Source organism: Janthinobacterium sp. MP5059B, assembly GCF_001758645.1.
GTDB lineage: Bacteria > Pseudomonadota > Gammaproteobacteria > Burkholderiales > Burkholderiaceae_D > Janthinobacterium > Janthinobacterium lividum.
In genome coordinates this window covers 551491-568980 of record NZ_LRHX01000016.1, presented here as the reverse complement: position 1 = coordinate 568980, position 17490 = coordinate 551491, and the positions used below count along the sequence as shown (strand labels likewise).

Sequence of the window (17490 nt, the reverse complement as noted above, 5' to 3'; positions counted from 1 at the left end):
TAATCAATCAATTATTTAGATGGGTGCGGCGGGAATGCCGACCACGGTCAAACCAGATGCCACATCCTTGAGGACCACCGCGTTGGCGCCGACGCGTACGTTGTCGCCGAGGACGACGGCGCCGAGCACCTTGGCGCCGGAGCCGACGATCACATTGTCGCCAACCACCGGACGCGAAGCGTCGTGGTAGCCAATATCGATTTCCCGGGCGCCAAACGTGACGTTATGGTAAATCGTTGCATTCATGCCGATGCGCAGGGCGCCGATGACCGTGCCCTGCGTATGCGGGAAATACAGGCCGGGTCCGATTTCGCAGCGAACGGCAATTTCCAGGCCGAAGACGACGAAATTAATCAGGGACACCAGCTTTGCCAGCGGCGACAAACGCTTCTGAAAAAACCAGTGAGACAGGCGAAACAGCACCACCGGCATGAAACGCGGCGAGAAAGACGTCAGCAGCAGGCGTCCGAAAGTCGGTTGCCGGTCCGGCTGGCCGGCATAGAAATATTGCCTGGCCAGATCGGCATACAAGGTGGTGCGCAGACTCATGACATCATCTTACGTTTTTTCAGCTCTTCATTTGCCTTGTCCAGGCCGTCTTCCGGCAAGGGTTGGGAGCTGACCCAGGCAGCGAATTCCTCGATGCCGCGCGCCAGCGATACCTGCGGCGTGAAGTTCAAGGTCGCCTTGATCTGGCTCAAATCGGCGTAGCAATGGCGGATGTCGCCCAGGCGATACTGGCCGGTCACTTCCGGACGGACGGAGCCGCCCAGTGCATCGACGAGCAGATTGGCGATATCGAGCACCGAAGTCGGCTCGCCGGCGCCAACGTTGAGCGTGGCACCGCTGGCGGCGTCACTTTCCATGGCCAGCTGAATCGCTTGCACGATGTCGTTGACGTGCACGAAATCGCGGCTCTCCAGGCCGTCCTCGAAAATCGGCAAGCTCATGCCGCGCCGGATACGGGTCGAGAAAATGGACAGGATGCCGGTGTACGGATTGTTCAGCGACTGGCCTGCGCCGTAGACGTTCTGGAAGCGCAGGATGGCGGTGCTGATGCCGAGGGAGTCGCCAGCGATACGGATCAGGTCTTCCTGCGCGTATTTGGTTGCGGCATAGATGGACGCGGGGCTGGGACGTGCCGTTTCCGGCGTCGGAATGGCGCGCAACGGGCCATTGCAGGCGGGGCAGAGCGGATCCCACTGGTGGTTCTTCAGCTGTGCCGCACTGCGGGCGCCCGGATACACCGTGCCATGGGTCGGGCAGGCGTACGCGCCTTCTCCATAGATCGAGCGCGACGAAGCGAGGACGATCTTTTTCACCGTATTGGGTTTGTTCGCCAGGATGTCGAGCAATTGCGCGGTCGCCTGCGTATTGACTTCATTGTAGTGGGCGATCTGGTACATCGATTGTGCGGTACCGGTTTCTGCCGCCAGATGCATGACCGTGTCGACCGTTTGCAAGGCTTGCTCCAGCACGCCGGACTGGCGTACATCGGCGCGAATGAAATGGATGCGGCCGTCACGCAGCATGGTTTCATCGAGTTGCGGATAGGCGCCGTGAATTTGCGGCGACAGATTGTCCAGCACGGAGATGCGATAGCCGTCAGCCAGCAATTTGCGGCTGAGATTTGTGCCAATAAAACCGGCGCCACCGGTGATCAAGATATGTTTGTTCATGCGGACTCCCATTTGCCGTAACCCAGGTTTTTTTCGATCATTGCACAGATGGTGTGCCCGATGAAGATATGTGCTTCTTGAATGCGTGCCGTGACATTGCTTGGCACGATCATCGGAATATCGACCATGCTGGCCAGCTTGCCGCCATCTTTGCCAAGCCAGCCGACGGTTTCAATGCCCATCGTCTTTGCCATGTCGATTGCATTCATGACGTTTTGCGAATTCCCCGAAGTGGAAATACCGATCAGCACATCACCGGGCTGGCCCACGCCGGCCAGTTGCCGCGAAAATACGTGATCATAGCCATAGTCGTTGGCGATACACGTAAGGGCAGAGGTATCCGTTGTCAGCGAAATTGCCGCCAGCGCACGGCGGTCGTCCACCAGACGTCCGACCAGCTCGGCAGAAATGTGCTGCGCATCGGCAGCAGAACCGCCATTGCCACAGAAAATGATTTTGCGCTTGTTGCTGATTGCTGTGCTGCATATGTCAGCAATCTTGACAATTTCATTCTCAATTTGCGGCAGGCGCTGGAATAGTTCAATATGTTGTGTTATGAATTTTTGTAACATTTTATTTGAAAAATTTCTTTTGAATTGAATAAAGAATAAAAGGGATCAGGAAAGAATTTTCGAAAATATTCTTCACGATTGATACGGAAAATGGATCACGGTTGAACGTGAATGTCATGCAGGCACAGATCAAGCTATAGATTACGATTTTCTGAACACTGACGGTTTTCCGGTAATTTCCCATCAAGTAGCCAACTGCCGCAAAAAACACGGCAGCGCCAGCGATGCCAAAATTGATCAGTAGTGATACAAAAACATGCAGGCCGCCGAGCGGCATGGCAAAGTCATAGCCAAAATCTAGCGGATTGAGCAGGTAGTTAATCTTCCCCGGAAAAATGACCGAAGGAATCAAGTTAATGAAATCACTGATCAGAAACGATGGAAAATTGATTAATGGAAGCTTTCCGCTAGTTAAGAATGAAAAGGATGAAATAGAGGTCAGCAACGGTTCCTGCGCTAGATTCAACGCCATGTTGAACAGCGAAAAATCACTGCCTGCCCTCAATACACCCCACATTGCTGCGCTGCCAACACCTGCCAGTCCCAACACGAAAAATTCGCTGAGCTTGACTCGCCAGGAAAAATAGGTCGAGAAGAAGATAATTACAGTGAGCATATTGGTTGCAAAATACAGGCGACCTCCGAGGGAGAGCGCCAGGATGGCAAAGAAATAGTATGCAAGCATGAACGGATCGGTCAGTACCGGCAATATTTTTTGCAAATGTCCATGCTTCATGACAGCGCGCATGAATGCCATGGAAAACAGAATCGAGGTCGACGCGATGAATGTTCCACGTGGCAAGGCATCCTGCACTACACCGTCCTGGTAGTTTTCAAATAATGCAGCGTCATAGCCTGTGAAGAAATAATGCTTGATCGGGATGGCCATCAACGCTGCCAGGCCAATGCCAAGACAGCTCATGATTGTCCAAAAACGTATCGCCCGTTCCGATTTTTGACTGATCGGCTTGCGTGGCGACTTGCCATTGAAGCTGACATAATAAAAAAACAGGAAAATGGCATAAAACAGGAAAGACAATAGCAAGTATATCAGGCTGGTTTCGGCGGTAATCGAAACAAAGCGCTCGATGACTATCTCCAATTCTTCCGGCGGTGTCGAACCTAACAGGGAGGAGAGGAAATAAGGCGTCAGCCAATAGTAGGCATAGCCGACGGAAAAGAAGAAAAATCCGTTCAGGCTGATGGTCCCATTTTTAACGCAAAAAATATAAACTGAAAACAGGATCAGTAGATAATTTATCAGGCACAGGAAAATGATCATTTGTATATCGCCTTCATGATCGCCAGCGGCAGTAAATCATCCATGCATTTTGGTGAAGCATAAATGCAGGTATTGCAACGATCTATTATGTGGCCACGCCCGCAGGGACCGCATTCCAGTTCCAGCGAGACTGACTGGCAGCGTTGCCCCCAGGCGCTAAAGCGATGATGGCAGCTCGAGCCGAATATGCCCGTGACATTGATGTTCGACGCTGCCGCGATGTGCATGGCGCCAGAGTCATTGCCAATGAAGCGATCGCAGTGTCTGAGCAAGGCCGCCATCTGCGCGATGCTGGTCTTGGCGATCATATTGACGACTTTACCCGGGAAATTCGCTTCGAATTGCGCGCCTAAAGCCACGTCGTCCTTGCCGCCGACGAGCAAAATGGCGAGTTCACGGTCCTTGTGTTTTTCTTGTAACAGGCCGGCCAGTTCCACATAATACTGCAGCGGCCAGCGCTTCAGGATGGAATAGCCGCCAGACAAGCCCAGGCCGATGAGCATGCTGCCAGCGGGAACGTGCTCCTGGAGGAGCTGTCGCGCATAGGCCTCGTCCGGCGCGCCACCCCAGAATTCCAGCGCCGTATCGGCCGGCTCAAAGCCCAAGTGGCGCACGATATCGAGATTGCGCTCGACTTCATGCTTCAGGCCAAGTGCAGGCAGGATTTCAGTGTACAGCATGTCAAAGCCGGCATTGAACACCTGCTTGCGTTGCGTCGCGTGTTCCGTATAGGCGATACGCCGCTTTGCTCCGCTGAAGAGGGCGATAAAGCCCGCATGATGATCTTCATCAAAGCGCGGGACGATGGCAATATCAGGCTGTTGCAAGCGGAAGTGGGTCCAGCAGAACTTGAGGCTTAGCCAGTGCCGTACCAGCAGGCTTTTCGGCAGCGAACTACCCCAGTCGTACGTCGCGATATGGTTGACGTACGGGCAATGCTGGACCATCGCCTGGATGCGCGGATGCACGACCAGTGTGATGTCGGCATCCGGATAGGCATGCCGCAGTTCGCGCAGCAATGGCGAATTCATGGCACTGTCACCCAGCGTCTGGTCCAGGCGCACGACGAGCAGGCGCAAGCCGGCGTGGGACTGCCGGCGCACCAGCAGCGCCAGGATGCGTGCGCAGAGCAGGCCCAGGAGGACGCTCAAGACCATGAAAGTACGGATAGCGGTATTTTTAATCATCTTTATTGTTGCTCTTCTGTAATTTTCTTAAAAGAATATTTTGAATAAGAAAATTAAGCGATTCCATTGCCAGTATCGAAAACAAGGCGCCATAGGCACCGAAGCGGGGTACCAGCAGCACCATGGCAACGGACAGGAAGGTAAAGTTCCAGACCGCGACCGAGGTGATGAATTTATATTTCCCATGTGCCTGGATGGCCGCTGTACTGATCAAGTTGCCACACTTGAAAATCAAGATACATCCGGTCACATTCAGCATCGCTTGCGCGGCAGCATATTGTTTAAACGTATATACCAACAGGACATTCGCCAACACCAGTACCGTCAACAGGGCCAAGCCGGCGTACAGGGCCATGACTTTACGGTAACGGGCATTCACTGCCGATGCCGCCGCCACCGACGTTTTCAACGATGTGGCGATATGGCCATAGGCATTGACGGCCAATGCGCCTGCGATAAATTGAAACGGTTCCACCAGACGCACGGCAAACGCATACAGGCCCAGTTCTTCAGCGCTACGGAATTTCTCCAGGAAAAACACATCCATGCGTCCATAGGTGATGCCCAGGATGGTCGCGGCGGCAATCGGCAAGGTCATTTTCAGCAGCTTCAGCATGCCCGGGAAATTCAGGCAGGCCAGGCTGCCGCGCATGACGGGCACCTTGGCAATCAGGAACAGGCCAACCAGGGCTTCGGCCGCGGGAATGGAAAAGAATGCCAGCGCCGGATTGCTGGCAAACGTGAACAAACCATAAAAAACACCGAGCGACAACAAGCCCGCCATGGCCACGAACGGCGCGATATGGCGCCCGCGCATCTTGGCGATAAAAAAATTGATCGGCAAGTTCATCAGCAGCGGCGACATGACCATGAGCGCAAAGGGCAAGGTCGAGCCAAGCTCCCCCGGACGCAAATACAGCATGACGCCCGTGCTGGCGATGGCCACCAGCAAGCCCAGCATCAGCTTGGCACTCATCGCCGCACCTATCGTCTGACGCAGCACCGCCTTGTTGCGATGCGATGCGTACTCGCGCATGGTGTACGTGTCGATGCCGAAATCGGCCAGCAGGCGTCCAATTTCGGCAACCGTAAAGAACAGGGCTATAGTGGCAAAATATGCCGGTTCCGAATAGCGCGCCGCAATCAGGAGGGCGAATATCCGCACTCCGAATGAGGCACCCCGTATTAATGCTGTGAGTATCGAGTTTTTTAGTATGTTCTTTAACAAGATAATCTCATCGGGCGTGCAGCCAGTTCCGGATGTACCGGCTCACTCCCTCCGAGACGGAGTAGAACGGCGCGTCATAGCCGGCTGCCCGCAGGCGCGAGATGTCTGCCTGGGTAAAGGATTGATACTTGCCGATCAATGCATCGGGAAACTTGATGTATTCCAGCATGCCTTGTGCCACCATTTCTTCACGGGTCAGTGGCGCCAGCGCATCGAGTTCGCGGCACGTGTTGACGGCAGCGACGGCGATGTCATTGAACGGCTGCGATTGGCCGGTACCCAGATTGAAAATGCCGGACTGTTGCGGGTGGTCCAGGAACCACAGATTCACCTTGACGACATCCTCGACGGAAACGAAGTCGCGCAGCTGGCCGCCATCGGCATAGCCATCGCGGCCTTCAAACAGCTTGACCTTGCCATGTTCGCGGTATTGATGGTAATGGTGGAATGCCACCGATGCCATGCGTTGCTTGTGCTCTTCGCGGGGACCATAGACGTTAAAGTAGCGGAATCCGACCACTTGGGAAGTCAGGTCGGCCATGCGTTCGCGTACGATCTGGTCGAACAGGAATTTCGAATAGCCATAGATATTCAAGGGCTTCTCAAACTCGCGCTCTTCCTTGAAGATACTGCCCGTGCCATACACCGAGGCGCTGGAGGCATACAGGAAGGGGATTTTATTTTCTTGGCAATAGTCGAGCAAGGCCAGCGAATAACGGAAATTGTTTTCCATCATGTATTTGCCGTCTGTTTCCATGGTGTCGGAACAGGCGCCCTGGTGGAAGACGGCGCTGATCTTTCCTGCGTACGCAGGGCTGGCCAGCTTGCTCAAGAACTCAGTCTTGTCGATGTAGTCGCTGATATCGCAATCGACGAGATTGCGGAATTTATCGCCGCGCGTCAAGTTGTCAACAGCGATGATCTGGCGATGGCCACGTGCATTGAGCGCTTTGACGATATTGGAACCAATGAGTCCTGCGGCACCTGTTACAACGATATACATAATTTCTCCTAGCAGAACAGTTCTTCTTGGCTGACCACGGCCGTGCCCAGCTTGCCGACGACGATGCCGGCCGCGCGGTTGGCGATGCTGATAGCCTCTTCATAGTCATACCCGGCCGCCAGCATCAGGCCCAGCGTGCCGATCACGGTATCTCCGGCGCCGGAGACGTCAAAAACCTGGCGCGCGACCGTAGGCTGGTGCAAGACTTCGTCCTTCTGGTAGAGGGACATGCCTTCTTCGCTGCGCGTCACCAGCAGCGCGTCGAGCTGGAGTTCCTGGCGTAGCGCCTGGGCTTTTTGGGTCAGCGCGGCTTCGTCGGACCAGCCGCCCGCCACGGCCTGAAATTCCATGCGGTTAGGCGTGAGCAGCGTCGCCCCCTTGTAATGGCTGTAGTCGCTACCTTTGGGGTCGACGAGGACGGGCTTGCCCAGCGCCCGCGCGGCGACAATCATTTTTTCCGCATAGCGCAGGCAGCCCTTGCCATAGTCGGACAGAATGACCAGATCATGTTCGCTGACCAGCTTGGAATAGATTTCAAGCTTGTTCGTCAAAATCTCGTCCGTAGGAATTTCCTCGAAATCAATTCGCAGCAATTGCTGTTGACGAGACAGTACGCGCAATTTCACGGTCGTGGAAATATTGCTGTCCCGATATAGTTGGGTGTGTACGTTATTTGCCTTGAGTAAATTTTCCAAGGCATCGCCCGCCTCGTCCTGCCCGATGACCGAGAGTAAGGTCGCTTGGCCGCCCAAGCTGGAAATATTGCGCGCCACATTGGCCGCGCCGCCCGCGCGGTCTTCGCGATGGGAAATCTTCGCGATGGGGACCGGTGCTTCCGGGGAGATGCGATTGACTTGTCCAAACCAATAGCGGTCGAGCATGACATCGCCGACTACCAGAATCTTTGCTTTGGATAAATTGTCTTTATAGCTATGGTTAACCATGATATGAGTAATTGGAGTACGCGATGCCGGAGGCCTCTGAGCCGACGAGCGGCAGGCAGTGGCAGAATCAGGATTGACACAACCTTAAAGCGGCATCCCATTGTGGTAAGGGGCCAAAGCGGTCGATCAGCTTGGCGCAAGAAAGCAAGGAATACATGGGGCGCTTGGCTGGCAAGGGATAATCGGCCGTGGCAATGGCTTGGACGTGGACCGGGTGGGCTGGCGGCGTATTGCGCAGGATTTCTTCCGTGAAGCCGGCCCAGGAGGTGCTGCCCTGCGAAGTCAGGTGATACAGTCCGCCATTTTCCCTCCACCAGCCATGATCACCGGTACGCGACTGGCTGACGATGTGCGCAGTCACGTCGGCAATCGTGCGGCACCAGGTGGGGGAACCGGTCTGGTCGCCGACAATGCGCAGTTCGCTACGGTCCTGCGCCAGGCGTTGCACAGTCAACAGAAAGTTCTTGCCGCGCGTGCCATATACCCAACTGGTACGCAAGATCAGGTGCGCTGCGCCCGAGGCGGCGATGGCCTGTTCGCCTGCCAGCTTGCTCTTGCCGTAGATGTTGAGCGGATTGGTGGCAGCCGTTTCCACATAGGGTGTCGTGGCCGTACCGTCAAATACATAGTCGGTGCTGTAATGGACGAGGGCTGCACCCAGCCGTGCGGCTTCCTCGGCCATGATGCCCGGCGCCTGGGCGTTCACGCGCATGGCCAGTTCCTCGTCGGTCTCTGCTTTGTCGACCGCCGTATAGGCGGCAGGATTGATAATCAGGTCTGGCTGGATTTTGCGTATTACGTCGCGTACCTGATCCAGGTCGCTCAAGTCCATCTCGCTGCGGTCGACAGCGATAATATGACCGATGCCCTGCAGGCTGCGTGCCAGCTCGTAACCGACCTGGCCATTTTTTCCAGTGACCAGGATTTTCACGCGAACACCTCGGCGTCCGCCAGCAGTTTGCCCAGCTGGTCTTTGCCCGACAGTACAGGTTCGCCATCGCCTGGCCAGGTGATGCCCAGAGCGGGATCGTTCCAGAGTATGCTGCGTTCGAATTCAGGCGCCCAGTAATCGGTGGTTTTATAGAGGAATTCGGCGGACTCGCTCAGGACGATGAAACCATGGGCAAAGCCTTCCGGAATCCAGAGCTGGCGCTTGTTCTCGGCCGACAGCGTGACGCCGACCCATTGCCCGAATGTGGCCGAGCTGGCGCGCAAGTCCACCGCGACGTCAAAGACTTCGCCTGCGGTAACGCGTACCAGCTTGCCCTGTGGTTGCTGGATCTGATAGTGCAGGCCGCGCAGGACATTTCTGCCGGACTTGGAGTGGTTATCCTGGACAAAGTTGGCTGTAATACCCGTCAAGTCGGCAAAGCGCTGCTGGTTAAAGCTTTCGTAAAAAAAACCCCGGTCATCGCCAAATACTTTGGGTTCGAGGATCAATACATCGGGAATGGCGGTGGTTTGAATATGCATGGCTTAAAAAATCTTATCGTTCAACAGGCGTAACAAATATTGTCCGTAACCGTTTTTTTTCAGCGGTTGCGCCAGCTGCTCCAGCTGGCTGGCGGTAATGTAGCCTTTGCGGTAAGCAATTTCCTCAGGGCAGGCAACTTTCAAGCCTTGGCGGTGTTCGATGGTGGCAATAAATTGGCCAGCTTCGAGCAGTGACTCGTGCGTACCCGTATCGAGCCAGGCCATGCCGCGGCCCATGCGTTCCACTTTGAGCGTGCCACGGTTCAGATAGACGCGGTTGACATCGGTAATTTCAAGTTCGCCCCGCTCGGAGGGTTTGATCGAAGCGGCGATATCGGCAATGTCCTTGTCGTAAAAATACAGGCCGGTGACGGCATAATTCGACTTTGGCTGCAATGGTTTTTCTTCGATGCTGATGGCTTGCTGATTGGCGTCGAATTCCACCACGCCATAACGCTCCGGATCTTGCACATGATAGGCAAACACGGTAGCGCCGTCAGTGCGTTCGGATGCGGCAGACAGGCTCGATTCGAAATCATGCCCATAATAAATATTGTCGCCCAAGATTAATGCCGAGGGCGCATCGCCCAGGAACTCGCGGCCGATAAGGAACGCCTGTGCCAGGCCATCGGGTGACGGCTGTACCGCATAGCTCAGGTTAATCCCCCATTGGCTGCCGTCACCCAGCAATTCCTGGAAACGGGGCGTATCGGCGGGCGTGGAAATGATCAGGATGTCGCGCATTCCCGCCAGCATCAACGTTGTCAGCGGATAGTAAATCATCGGCTTGTCGTACACAGGCAACAGTTGCTTCGAGACCGACATGGTCACGGGATACAGGCGTGTGCCTGAACCCCCAGCCAGAATAATGCCTTTACGGGCCAGTTTGGTTTCCATCAGGCCTCCGTATTCTGTTCGGCGCGGGCCGTATAGTTTTTTTCCAGCCACGTCAGGTAGGCGCCGGATTGTACGTCGCGCACCCATGCATCGTTGTCCAGATACCATTGCACCGTCTTGCGTATGCCCGTATCGAAGGTTTCTGCCGGCTTCCAGCCCAGTTCGCGCTCAATTTTTCGTGCATCGATGGCATAGCGGCGATCATGGCCTGGTCTGTCTGCCACATAGCTAATTTGTTCGCGATAGCTGCCGCCAGTTGCCTTCGGTTGCAGTTCATCGAGGATGTCGCACAGGGTGTGCACGACATCGAGATTGGCTTTTTCGTTCCAGCCACCGATATTGTAGGTTTCTCCCGTGCGTCCGCTTTCCAGTACCCGGCGAATGGCCGCACAGTGATCGCTGACATACAGCCAGTCGCGCACTTGCTGGCCATCGCCATAAATAGGCAAGGACTTGCCAGCGCGTGCGTTGGCAATAATCAGGGGAATCAGCTTTTCCGGGAAGTGATAAGAACCATAGTTATTCGAACAATTGGTGGTCAGCGTCGGCAAGCCATAAGTGTGATGATAGGAGCGCACCAGGTGGTCCGACGCTGCCTTTGTTGCCGAGTAAGGGCTGTTGGGCGCATAAGGCGTGGTTTCTGTAAACGGCGCATCGTTCGGTCCCAGTGTCCCGTAAACTTCATCGGTCGAGACATGCAGGAAGCGGAATGCAGCACGCTCTGCTTCAGGCAGTGCTTGCCAGTGGGCACGCACGGCTTCCAGCAGGCTGAAGGTGCCATTGATATTGGTGCTGATAAATTCTGCTGGTCCATGAATCGAACGATCGACATGACTCTCCGCCGCAAAATGCACGATGGCACGTGGCTTATGCTGTGCCAATAATTGCGCCAGTAAAACACCGTCATTGATGTCGCCTTTGACAAACAGGTGACGTGGATCGTTCTGTACTGTCAGCAAGTTATTCAGATTTCCTGCATACGTCAGCTTATCCAGATTAATTACCGGTTCATTACTTTGCGCGAGCCAATCCAGAACGAAATTCGATCCGATAAAGCCTGCGCCACCTGTCACTAAAATCATCTGAGCTTCCTGTGCAAAAAAATAAAAATAAGAGATGCTGGTTAATTCATTTCTTTAATAATAATAGTAGGCAACGAGAATTTGCCTATTCAAGATGCGTATATTCCATGATGTTCATAACTGAAAACATCAATCAATCCTTAACTCTTGATTATAATTCAGAACCCCTTAAATTGCCATGTTTGCAGCAATTTGCACGCTTCCTAGTCAACGCTTTTTGCCATGTCTGTTGCTCTTTTCCCATAGGCAAGCCGCATGTGGGCAGGTCGGCATGAAGCAGCCGCTGATTGAATTTTTTGCATGACTCACTGAGCCAGGGAAAGCTAGTGTTTAGGAGAATGGCAAACAAATCCAATATTGTTACATTTGTTTGCTTTTTGCGTCGCCTGGAAACCCGCAAGCTTGGCAGAAAAATGCTGATCAATTGTCACTGTGCAATTGATTTTTTTGAAAGATGTCGCCTGGGAAATGGCGACATCGGAACCGCATCAAGGCATAGTTTTATCGTGGCAGTTTGGGCAAGATACTTCATACACATATTCCGGCGCCAACTGCTGGCGCGGCGTGACGACGGCGCGGCAGACGAAACACTGCACGGTTTCCGTCGGTTCCAGTTTCGGGTTCAGCGCCGTGCGGTAGTCGAAGACGAAGCAGTCGCCCGTGTAGTGCTCGCCGCCCACTTCCTCGAAATATTTCAGGATGCCGCCATCGAGCTGGTACACGCTGTCGTAGCCGATTTCCTTCATGTGGATGGCGGCCTTTTCGCAGCGGATACCGCCCGTGCAGAAGGTGACGACGGTCTTGCCTTCCAGTTCGTCCTTGTGGGCGGCTGCCACGGCCGGGAATTCCGTAAACTTGTCGATACGGTAATCGAGCGTGTTGTTGAAGGTACCTACGTCCACTTCAAAGGCATTGCGCGTTTCCATCATGACCACGGGTTTGCCCGCATCGTCGACGCCGGCATCCAACCAGCGCTTGAGTGTATGCGCATCGACGGACGGGGCGCGACCCAGTTCCGGCTTGATCAGCGGCATGCGCATGGTGATGATTTCTTTTTTCAGCTTGACGAGCATGCGCTTGTGCGATTGCTCGTTCGATAAGCTTTCCTTCCATTCCAGATCGGCCAGACGTTCGTCGCTGCGCACCCAGGCGAGGAAGGTATCGATATGCTCGCGCGTGCCTGACAGGAACATATTGATGCCTTCCGGCGTCAGCAGGATCGTGCCCTTCAGTTCCAGCGCCAGGCATTGCTCCTGGTACAAGGGACGCATGGCTTCCGTATCGTCGAGCGTAATGAATTTATACGCGGCGATATTGACATAGGCATCGTCGCTGCGGGAGAGTGGTGAAATTGCGTTAATGGCTTGCATGATTGCGATCAGTTGAACGAACAGGCCGTATTATAAATAAACTTGTTTGGGTAAGTCTCAAAAAGAGGGGTGGCGCTTGCAAAAGAGGCTTCTTTTCCCATGAAGTTCTGCTGCGCGCCCGACTTGCCTGGGCAAGCGGCGCATGCACAGCAGACAGTGATTTAACGTGGAAACTCTTCGAGCCATGCCTTGACTACGGCTTCAGGGTAGCCCCGGTGAAAGTGTTTACGCCATGGATAGGCTGGGGCACCTGACCCATCCTTTAACTTCAGTTTGCTTGTTGCACAAATGAAATTGGCTGGGGAACCTGCCACCACGGTATCTTCATCGACGTCCCGTGAAACCGAACTGTGGGCACCTACCAAGGCGCCTTTCTTGACAGTTACGCCGGGCAGCAAAATCGACATGGTAGCAATGGCTACATAGTCCTCGACAGTAACGCCCATCTGCACGTGGCTTGGCGGGTGTGGATCGTTGGTGAGCACGACATAGGGGAAGATCCAGACAAAGTTGCCAATACTTGAATGTTGGCCAATGTGGACATTGCTGTGAAAGCGCACGTAGTCACCAATGACGCAGTCGCCCTGGATGTCGCATAAAGTGCCGATCTGGAAGTTTTTTCCGGCTTTGGTTTTTTCTCGCACGGTCACGCGATGACCAGTCGTTAATTTTTCGCCAAAGCTTGAACCCTCGTAGAAAATACTATGCGAGCGTATCAGGCTCAATGCTCCGATGAGTAATGGTTCGCCCTGGGCCAATGGCGTTGGATAGCCAATTTCGCAATGTGAATCGATGGTGGTGTCATCACCGATGATGACATTGTCGTAAATGATAGAAAAAGCACCAATTTTCACATTGTTTCCTAACCTGGCCTTGGGGGAAACCAGGGCCGTAGGATGGATGGCCTGCGCGGCGGGTGAGGTGTAGCTATTTTCCATATAAATCCTTTTTTGTTTTTCAGGGCGAAGGATTGGTATCGTAAAGACCAACATGCTTCAAGTGGTACAACCTGAGGGATTGTATCGAAGAAGGTGAACCATATAAATGATTTGCTTCCTCCTCTGCACGGTGGCGCAATGCATACAGGCTGTGGCGCATGCATCAAGCGACCGCATTTTTTGCATGGGCCGGGTGCTCGCCCGGCAACCGGTGGAGCGCGACGCGGTAGAATAGACCCCATTGAATTTTGCACGAAACGGTACACAGGATGGAAATGGTAATGCAAGAGGCCGGCGCTCCGGCAGGTTCACAGCAAGCGATGCAGCCCGGTCCTGCCTTCGTCCACTTGCGCGTGCACTCGGAGTACTCGATCGTCGATGGCCTGGTGCGCATCGACGACGTGGTCAAGGCGGCGGCGAAGGACAAGCAGGTGGCACTGGCCGTCACCGACCTGTCGAACCTGTTTGGCATGGTCAAGTTCTACAAGGAAGCGCGCGGCAAGGGCATCAAGCCCATCGTCGGCGTCGACGTGTGGATCACGAATGACGACAACCGCGAAAAACCGTCGCGGCTGCTGCTGCTGGCGAAGAACCGCATGGGCTATCTGCAGCTGTGCGAACTGCTGTCGACGGCCTGGCTGACGAACCAGTACAAGGGCCGTGCCGAACTGCGCATCGAGTGGCTGCAGGCGCTGGCGACGAATACCTACGACCTGTACCCGGGCGAAAGCGCGGCGAATGGCTTGATCGTGCTGTCGGGCGCGCACTTCGGCGATGTCGGCACGGCCATCGAGAATGGCAACCTGGCCCTGGCCGAGCGCAATGCGCAGCGCTGGGCCGAGATTTTCCCCGGCCATTTTTATATCGAAATCCAGCGCGGCGGCCAGGCCAACCAGGAGGCGCAGGTGCGCCATGCGGTGGCCCTGGCAGCCAAGCTGGGTTTGCCCGTGGTGGCCACCCATCCCGTGCAATTCATTTCCCCTGAAGAATTTATTGCCCACGAAGCCCGCACCTGTATCGCCGAAGGCGAAATGCTGGCCAACGCCAAGCGCGTGAAACGTTTCAATGACAGCCAGCGCTTCCTGTCGCAGGCCGACATGGCGGAACTGTTCGCCGACTTGCCGGCCGCGCTGGCCAATTCCGTGGAAATCGCCAAGCGCTGCAACCTGACCCTGACCCTGGGCAAGCCGCAGCTGCCGAACTTCCCCACGCCGGACGGCATGACGATCGACCAGTTCCTCGTTGCCGAGTCGCAGGCAGGCCTGGAAAAACGCTTATTGCAGCTGTATCCGGATCCCGAGCGCCGTGAAAAGGAGCGCCCGCGCTACGAGTCGCGCTTGAAATTCGAGACGGACACGATTTGCAACATGAAATTCCCCGGCTACTTCCTGATCGTGGCCGAGTTTATCCAGTGGGCCAAGGAAAACGGCGTGCCCGTTGGCCCGGGCCGCGGTTCGGGCGCGGGTTCGCTGGTGGCGTATTCGCTGCTCATTACCGACCTCGATCCATTGCAGTACAACCTGCTGTTCGAGCGCTTCCTGAATCCCGAACGCGTCTCGATGCCCGACTTCGATATTGACTTTTGCCAGGAAGGGCGCGACCGCGTCATCCAGCACGTCAAGGATTTGTATGGCAAGGAGGCCGTCTCGCAGATCGCCACCTTCGGTACCATGGCGGCCAAGGGCGCGATCCGCGACGTGGGCCGCGTGATGGACTTCGGCTATAACTTCTGCGACGGCATCTCCAAGCTGATCCCGTTCAAGCCGGGCAAACCGGTGTCGATCGCCGACGCCATCGAAGAGGAACCGCTGCTCAAGGAGCGCCTGGAAAACGAGGAAGAGGTCAAGCAACTGCTGGACCTGGCGCAGCAAGTCGAAGGCATCACGCGCAATATCGGCATGCACGCGGGGGGCGTGCTGATCGCTCCGGGCAAGCTGACGGATTTCTGCCCGCTGTACACGCAGGGCGGTGATTCCGGCGTCGTGTCGCAATACGACAAGGATGACGTGGAAGCCGTCGGCCTCGTGAAGTTCGACTTTTTGGGTCTGACGACCCTCACCATCCTCGACCGCGCCGTGCGCTACATCAAGCAGCTCGATCCGGCGCAGGCGAACTTCGACCTGGCGACCTTGCCGCTGAACGACAAGCCGTCGTACGACTTGTTGACCAAGGCCAAGACCGTGGCCGTGTTCCAGCTGGAGTCGCGCGGCATGCAGGGCATGCTGAAAGACGCGCGTCCCGACCGCTTTGAAGACATTATCGCGCTGGTGGCGCTGTACCGTCCGGGCCCGATGGACCTGATTCCCGATTTCTGCAAGCGCAAGCACGGCGAACGTTTCGATTATCCCGATCCGCGCACGGAATCGATTCTGTCCGAAACCTACGGCATCATGGTGTATCAGGAGCAGGTGATGCAGATGGCGCAGATCGTCGGCGGCTACTCGCTGGGCGGCGCCGACATGTTGCGCCGCGCCATGGGTAAAAAGAAAGCCGAAGAGATGGCCGAGCACCGCGAGATCTTCCGCGCCGGTGCGGCGAAAGATGGCTTGACGGCGGAAAAGGCCGACGAGATCTTCGACTTGATGGAAAAGTTCGCCGGCTACGGTTTCAACAAATCGCACGCCGCCGCCTATGCCTTGCTGTCATACCACACGGCCTACCTGAAAGCGCACCATACGGCCGCCTTCATGGCCGCCAACTTGTCGCTGGCCATGGACGACACGGACAAGATCAAGATCCTGGTGGAAGACTCGCTGGAAATCTGCAAGCTGACCTTGTTGCCGCCGGATATCAACGAATCGGACTACCGCTTCACGCCAAGCGGCGCGGCGCCGTCCGTGAGCGGCAAGAAAGTCACGCAGATCCGCTATGGCCTGGGCGCCGTGAAAGGTTCCGGCCAGAACGCCATCGAAGCCATCATCGCCGCGCGCGAGGCGGGCGGGCCGTTTACGAGCCTGTTCGACTTCTGCAAGCGCGTGGACAAGAAGCAGATCAACCGCCGCACCATCGAGTCGCTGATCCGCAGCGGCGCCTTCGACTGCCTGAAGGTCGACCGCGCGATCCTGCTCGCGTCCGTGGCGTTCGCCATGGAGTGCGCCGACCAGGCCGCCAAGGCGGCGAACCAGGTGAGCCTGTTCGGCGGCGACGACAGCGACATGGTGGCGCCGCCCGAGTACGTCAAGGTGCCCGTGTGGACGGATAAGCAGCGCCTGACGGAAGAAAAGATCGCGCTGGGCTTCTACCTGTCCGGCCACCTGTTCGATTCGTATGCGCCTGAGGCGCGCCGTTTTGCGCGCACGAAATTGTCGGAACTGTCGCCGTCGCGCGAACCGCGCATGATGGCGGGCGTCATCACGGGCTTGCGCACGCAGATGACGCAGCGCGGCAAGATCCTCATCGTCACCCTGGACGACAAGAGCGGCACGGTGGAAGTGACGGTGTACGGCGAATTGTTCGACTCGAACAGGAAAATCTTCAAGGAAGATGAATTCCTGGCCGTCGTGGGCAAGGTCTCGGAAGACCGTTTTTCGGGCGGCTTGCGCATCACCGCCGAGAGCGCCTTCGACATCATCGCCGCGCGCGTGCAGTATGGCCGCCAGCTGGGCCTGACCTTGCCGGCCACCCTGGATGCCAAGCGCATCCGTGAGGTGATCATGCCGCACCGGGCTGCGGACGGACTGCCGATCGCAGCCAAGGTCAGCCCGCAAGGCGTCAGTTGCGTGCTGCAGTTTGGTGACGAGTGGAAAGTGGCGCCATCGGATGAGTTGCAGATGGCGCTGGAGCAAATGCTGGGTGCGCAAGAAGTGGCGGTCGAATACTGACCGGCACCGCCCGG

General features: G+C 55.8%; 15 protein-coding genes. 1 reads left to right on the top strand and 14 read right to left on the bottom strand.

Going from position 1 to position 17490, the window contains the following annotated elements; genetic code table 11:
• Positions 1-15: 15 nt before the first annotated feature.
• The 14 genes from JAB1_RS19595 to JAB1_RS19530 form a co-directional block, all read right to left on the bottom strand.
• Positions 16-549: a serine acetyltransferase gene (locus JAB1_RS19595; RefSeq protein ID WP_035821856.1), complete on the bottom strand. Its 534-nt coding sequence runs from the start codon at positions 547-549 to the stop codon at positions 16-18.
• On the bottom strand, positions 546-1679 hold the full coding sequence (locus tag JAB1_RS19590; RefSeq protein WP_070281460.1) for an SDR family NAD(P)-dependent oxidoreductase: 1134 nt from the start codon (positions 1677-1679) through the stop codon (positions 546-548). The genes JAB1_RS19595 and JAB1_RS19590 overlap by 4 nt, the downstream gene beginning before the upstream one ends.
• Positions 1676-2251, bottom strand: a complete 576-nt coding sequence (locus tag JAB1_RS19585; RefSeq protein ID WP_070281459.1) for a D-sedoheptulose 7-phosphate isomerase — start codon at positions 2249-2251, stop codon at positions 1676-1678. The genes JAB1_RS19590 and JAB1_RS19585 overlap by 4 nt, the downstream gene beginning before the upstream one ends.
• A 1-nt stretch (position 2252) precedes the next feature.
• Positions 2253-3533, bottom strand: a complete 1281-nt coding sequence (locus JAB1_RS19580) for a hypothetical protein (protein WP_070281458.1) — start codon at positions 3531-3533, stop codon at positions 2253-2255.
• On the bottom strand, positions 3530-4720 hold the full coding sequence (locus tag JAB1_RS19575) for a glycosyltransferase family 9 protein (RefSeq protein ID WP_083299823.1): 1191 nt from the start codon (positions 4718-4720) through the stop codon (positions 3530-3532). Before JAB1_RS19575 ends, JAB1_RS19580 begins: the two co-directional genes overlap by 4 nt.
• Positions 4713-5948: an oligosaccharide flippase family protein gene (locus tag JAB1_RS19570; RefSeq protein ID WP_071653378.1), complete on the bottom strand. Its 1236-nt coding sequence runs from the start codon at positions 5946-5948 to the stop codon at positions 4713-4715. Before JAB1_RS19570 ends, JAB1_RS19575 begins: the two co-directional genes overlap by 8 nt.
• Before the next feature lie 7 nt (positions 5949-5955).
• Positions 5956-6951, bottom strand: a complete 996-nt coding sequence (gene rfaD, locus JAB1_RS19565) for an ADP-glyceromanno-heptose 6-epimerase (protein WP_070281455.1) — start codon at positions 6949-6951, stop codon at positions 5956-5958.
• Positions 6952-6959: 8 nt separating this feature from the next.
• The gene (rfaE1, locus tag JAB1_RS19560) at positions 6960-7895 is read right to left on the bottom strand and encodes a D-glycero-beta-D-manno-heptose-7-phosphate kinase (protein WP_071653377.1); all 936 of its coding nucleotides are present in this window, start codon (positions 7893-7895) and stop codon (positions 6960-6962) included.
• Between the two features lie 67 nt (positions 7896-7962).
• On the bottom strand, positions 7963-8826 hold the full coding sequence (gene rfbD, locus JAB1_RS19555; RefSeq protein ID WP_070281453.1) for a dTDP-4-dehydrorhamnose reductase: 864 nt from the start codon (positions 8824-8826) through the stop codon (positions 7963-7965).
• Complete coding sequence (gene rfbC, locus JAB1_RS19550; protein WP_070281452.1) at positions 8823-9368, bottom strand: dTDP-4-dehydrorhamnose 3,5-epimerase; 546 nt, start codon at positions 9366-9368, stop codon at positions 8823-8825. The genes rfbD and rfbC overlap by 4 nt, the downstream gene beginning before the upstream one ends.
• Before the next feature lie 3 nt (positions 9369-9371).
• Positions 9372-10265: a glucose-1-phosphate thymidylyltransferase RfbA gene (rfbA, locus tag JAB1_RS19545; protein ID WP_070281451.1), complete on the bottom strand. Its 894-nt coding sequence runs from the start codon at positions 10263-10265 to the stop codon at positions 9372-9374.
• Positions 10265-11347, bottom strand: coding sequence for a dTDP-glucose 4,6-dehydratase (rfbB, locus tag JAB1_RS19540; RefSeq protein ID WP_070281450.1), 1083 nt, complete (start codon positions 11345-11347; stop codon positions 10265-10267). Before rfbB ends, rfbA begins: the two co-directional genes overlap by 1 nt.
• A 488-nt stretch (positions 11348-11835) precedes the next feature.
• Complete coding sequence (locus tag JAB1_RS19535; protein WP_070281449.1) at positions 11836-12717, bottom strand: sulfurtransferase; 882 nt, start codon at positions 12715-12717, stop codon at positions 11836-11838.
• Between the two features lie 161 nt (positions 12718-12878).
• Positions 12879-13655, bottom strand: coding sequence for an N-acetyltransferase (locus JAB1_RS19530; protein WP_070281852.1), 777 nt, complete (start codon positions 13653-13655; stop codon positions 12879-12881).
• A gap of 281 nt (positions 13656-13936) precedes the next feature.
• Between JAB1_RS19530 and dnaE the strand changes: the two genes are divergently transcribed.
• Complete coding sequence (gene dnaE / locus JAB1_RS19525; RefSeq protein ID WP_070281448.1) at positions 13937-17476, top strand: DNA polymerase III subunit alpha; 3540 nt, start codon at positions 13937-13939, stop codon at positions 17474-17476.
• Positions 17477-17490 lie beyond the last annotated feature (14 nt).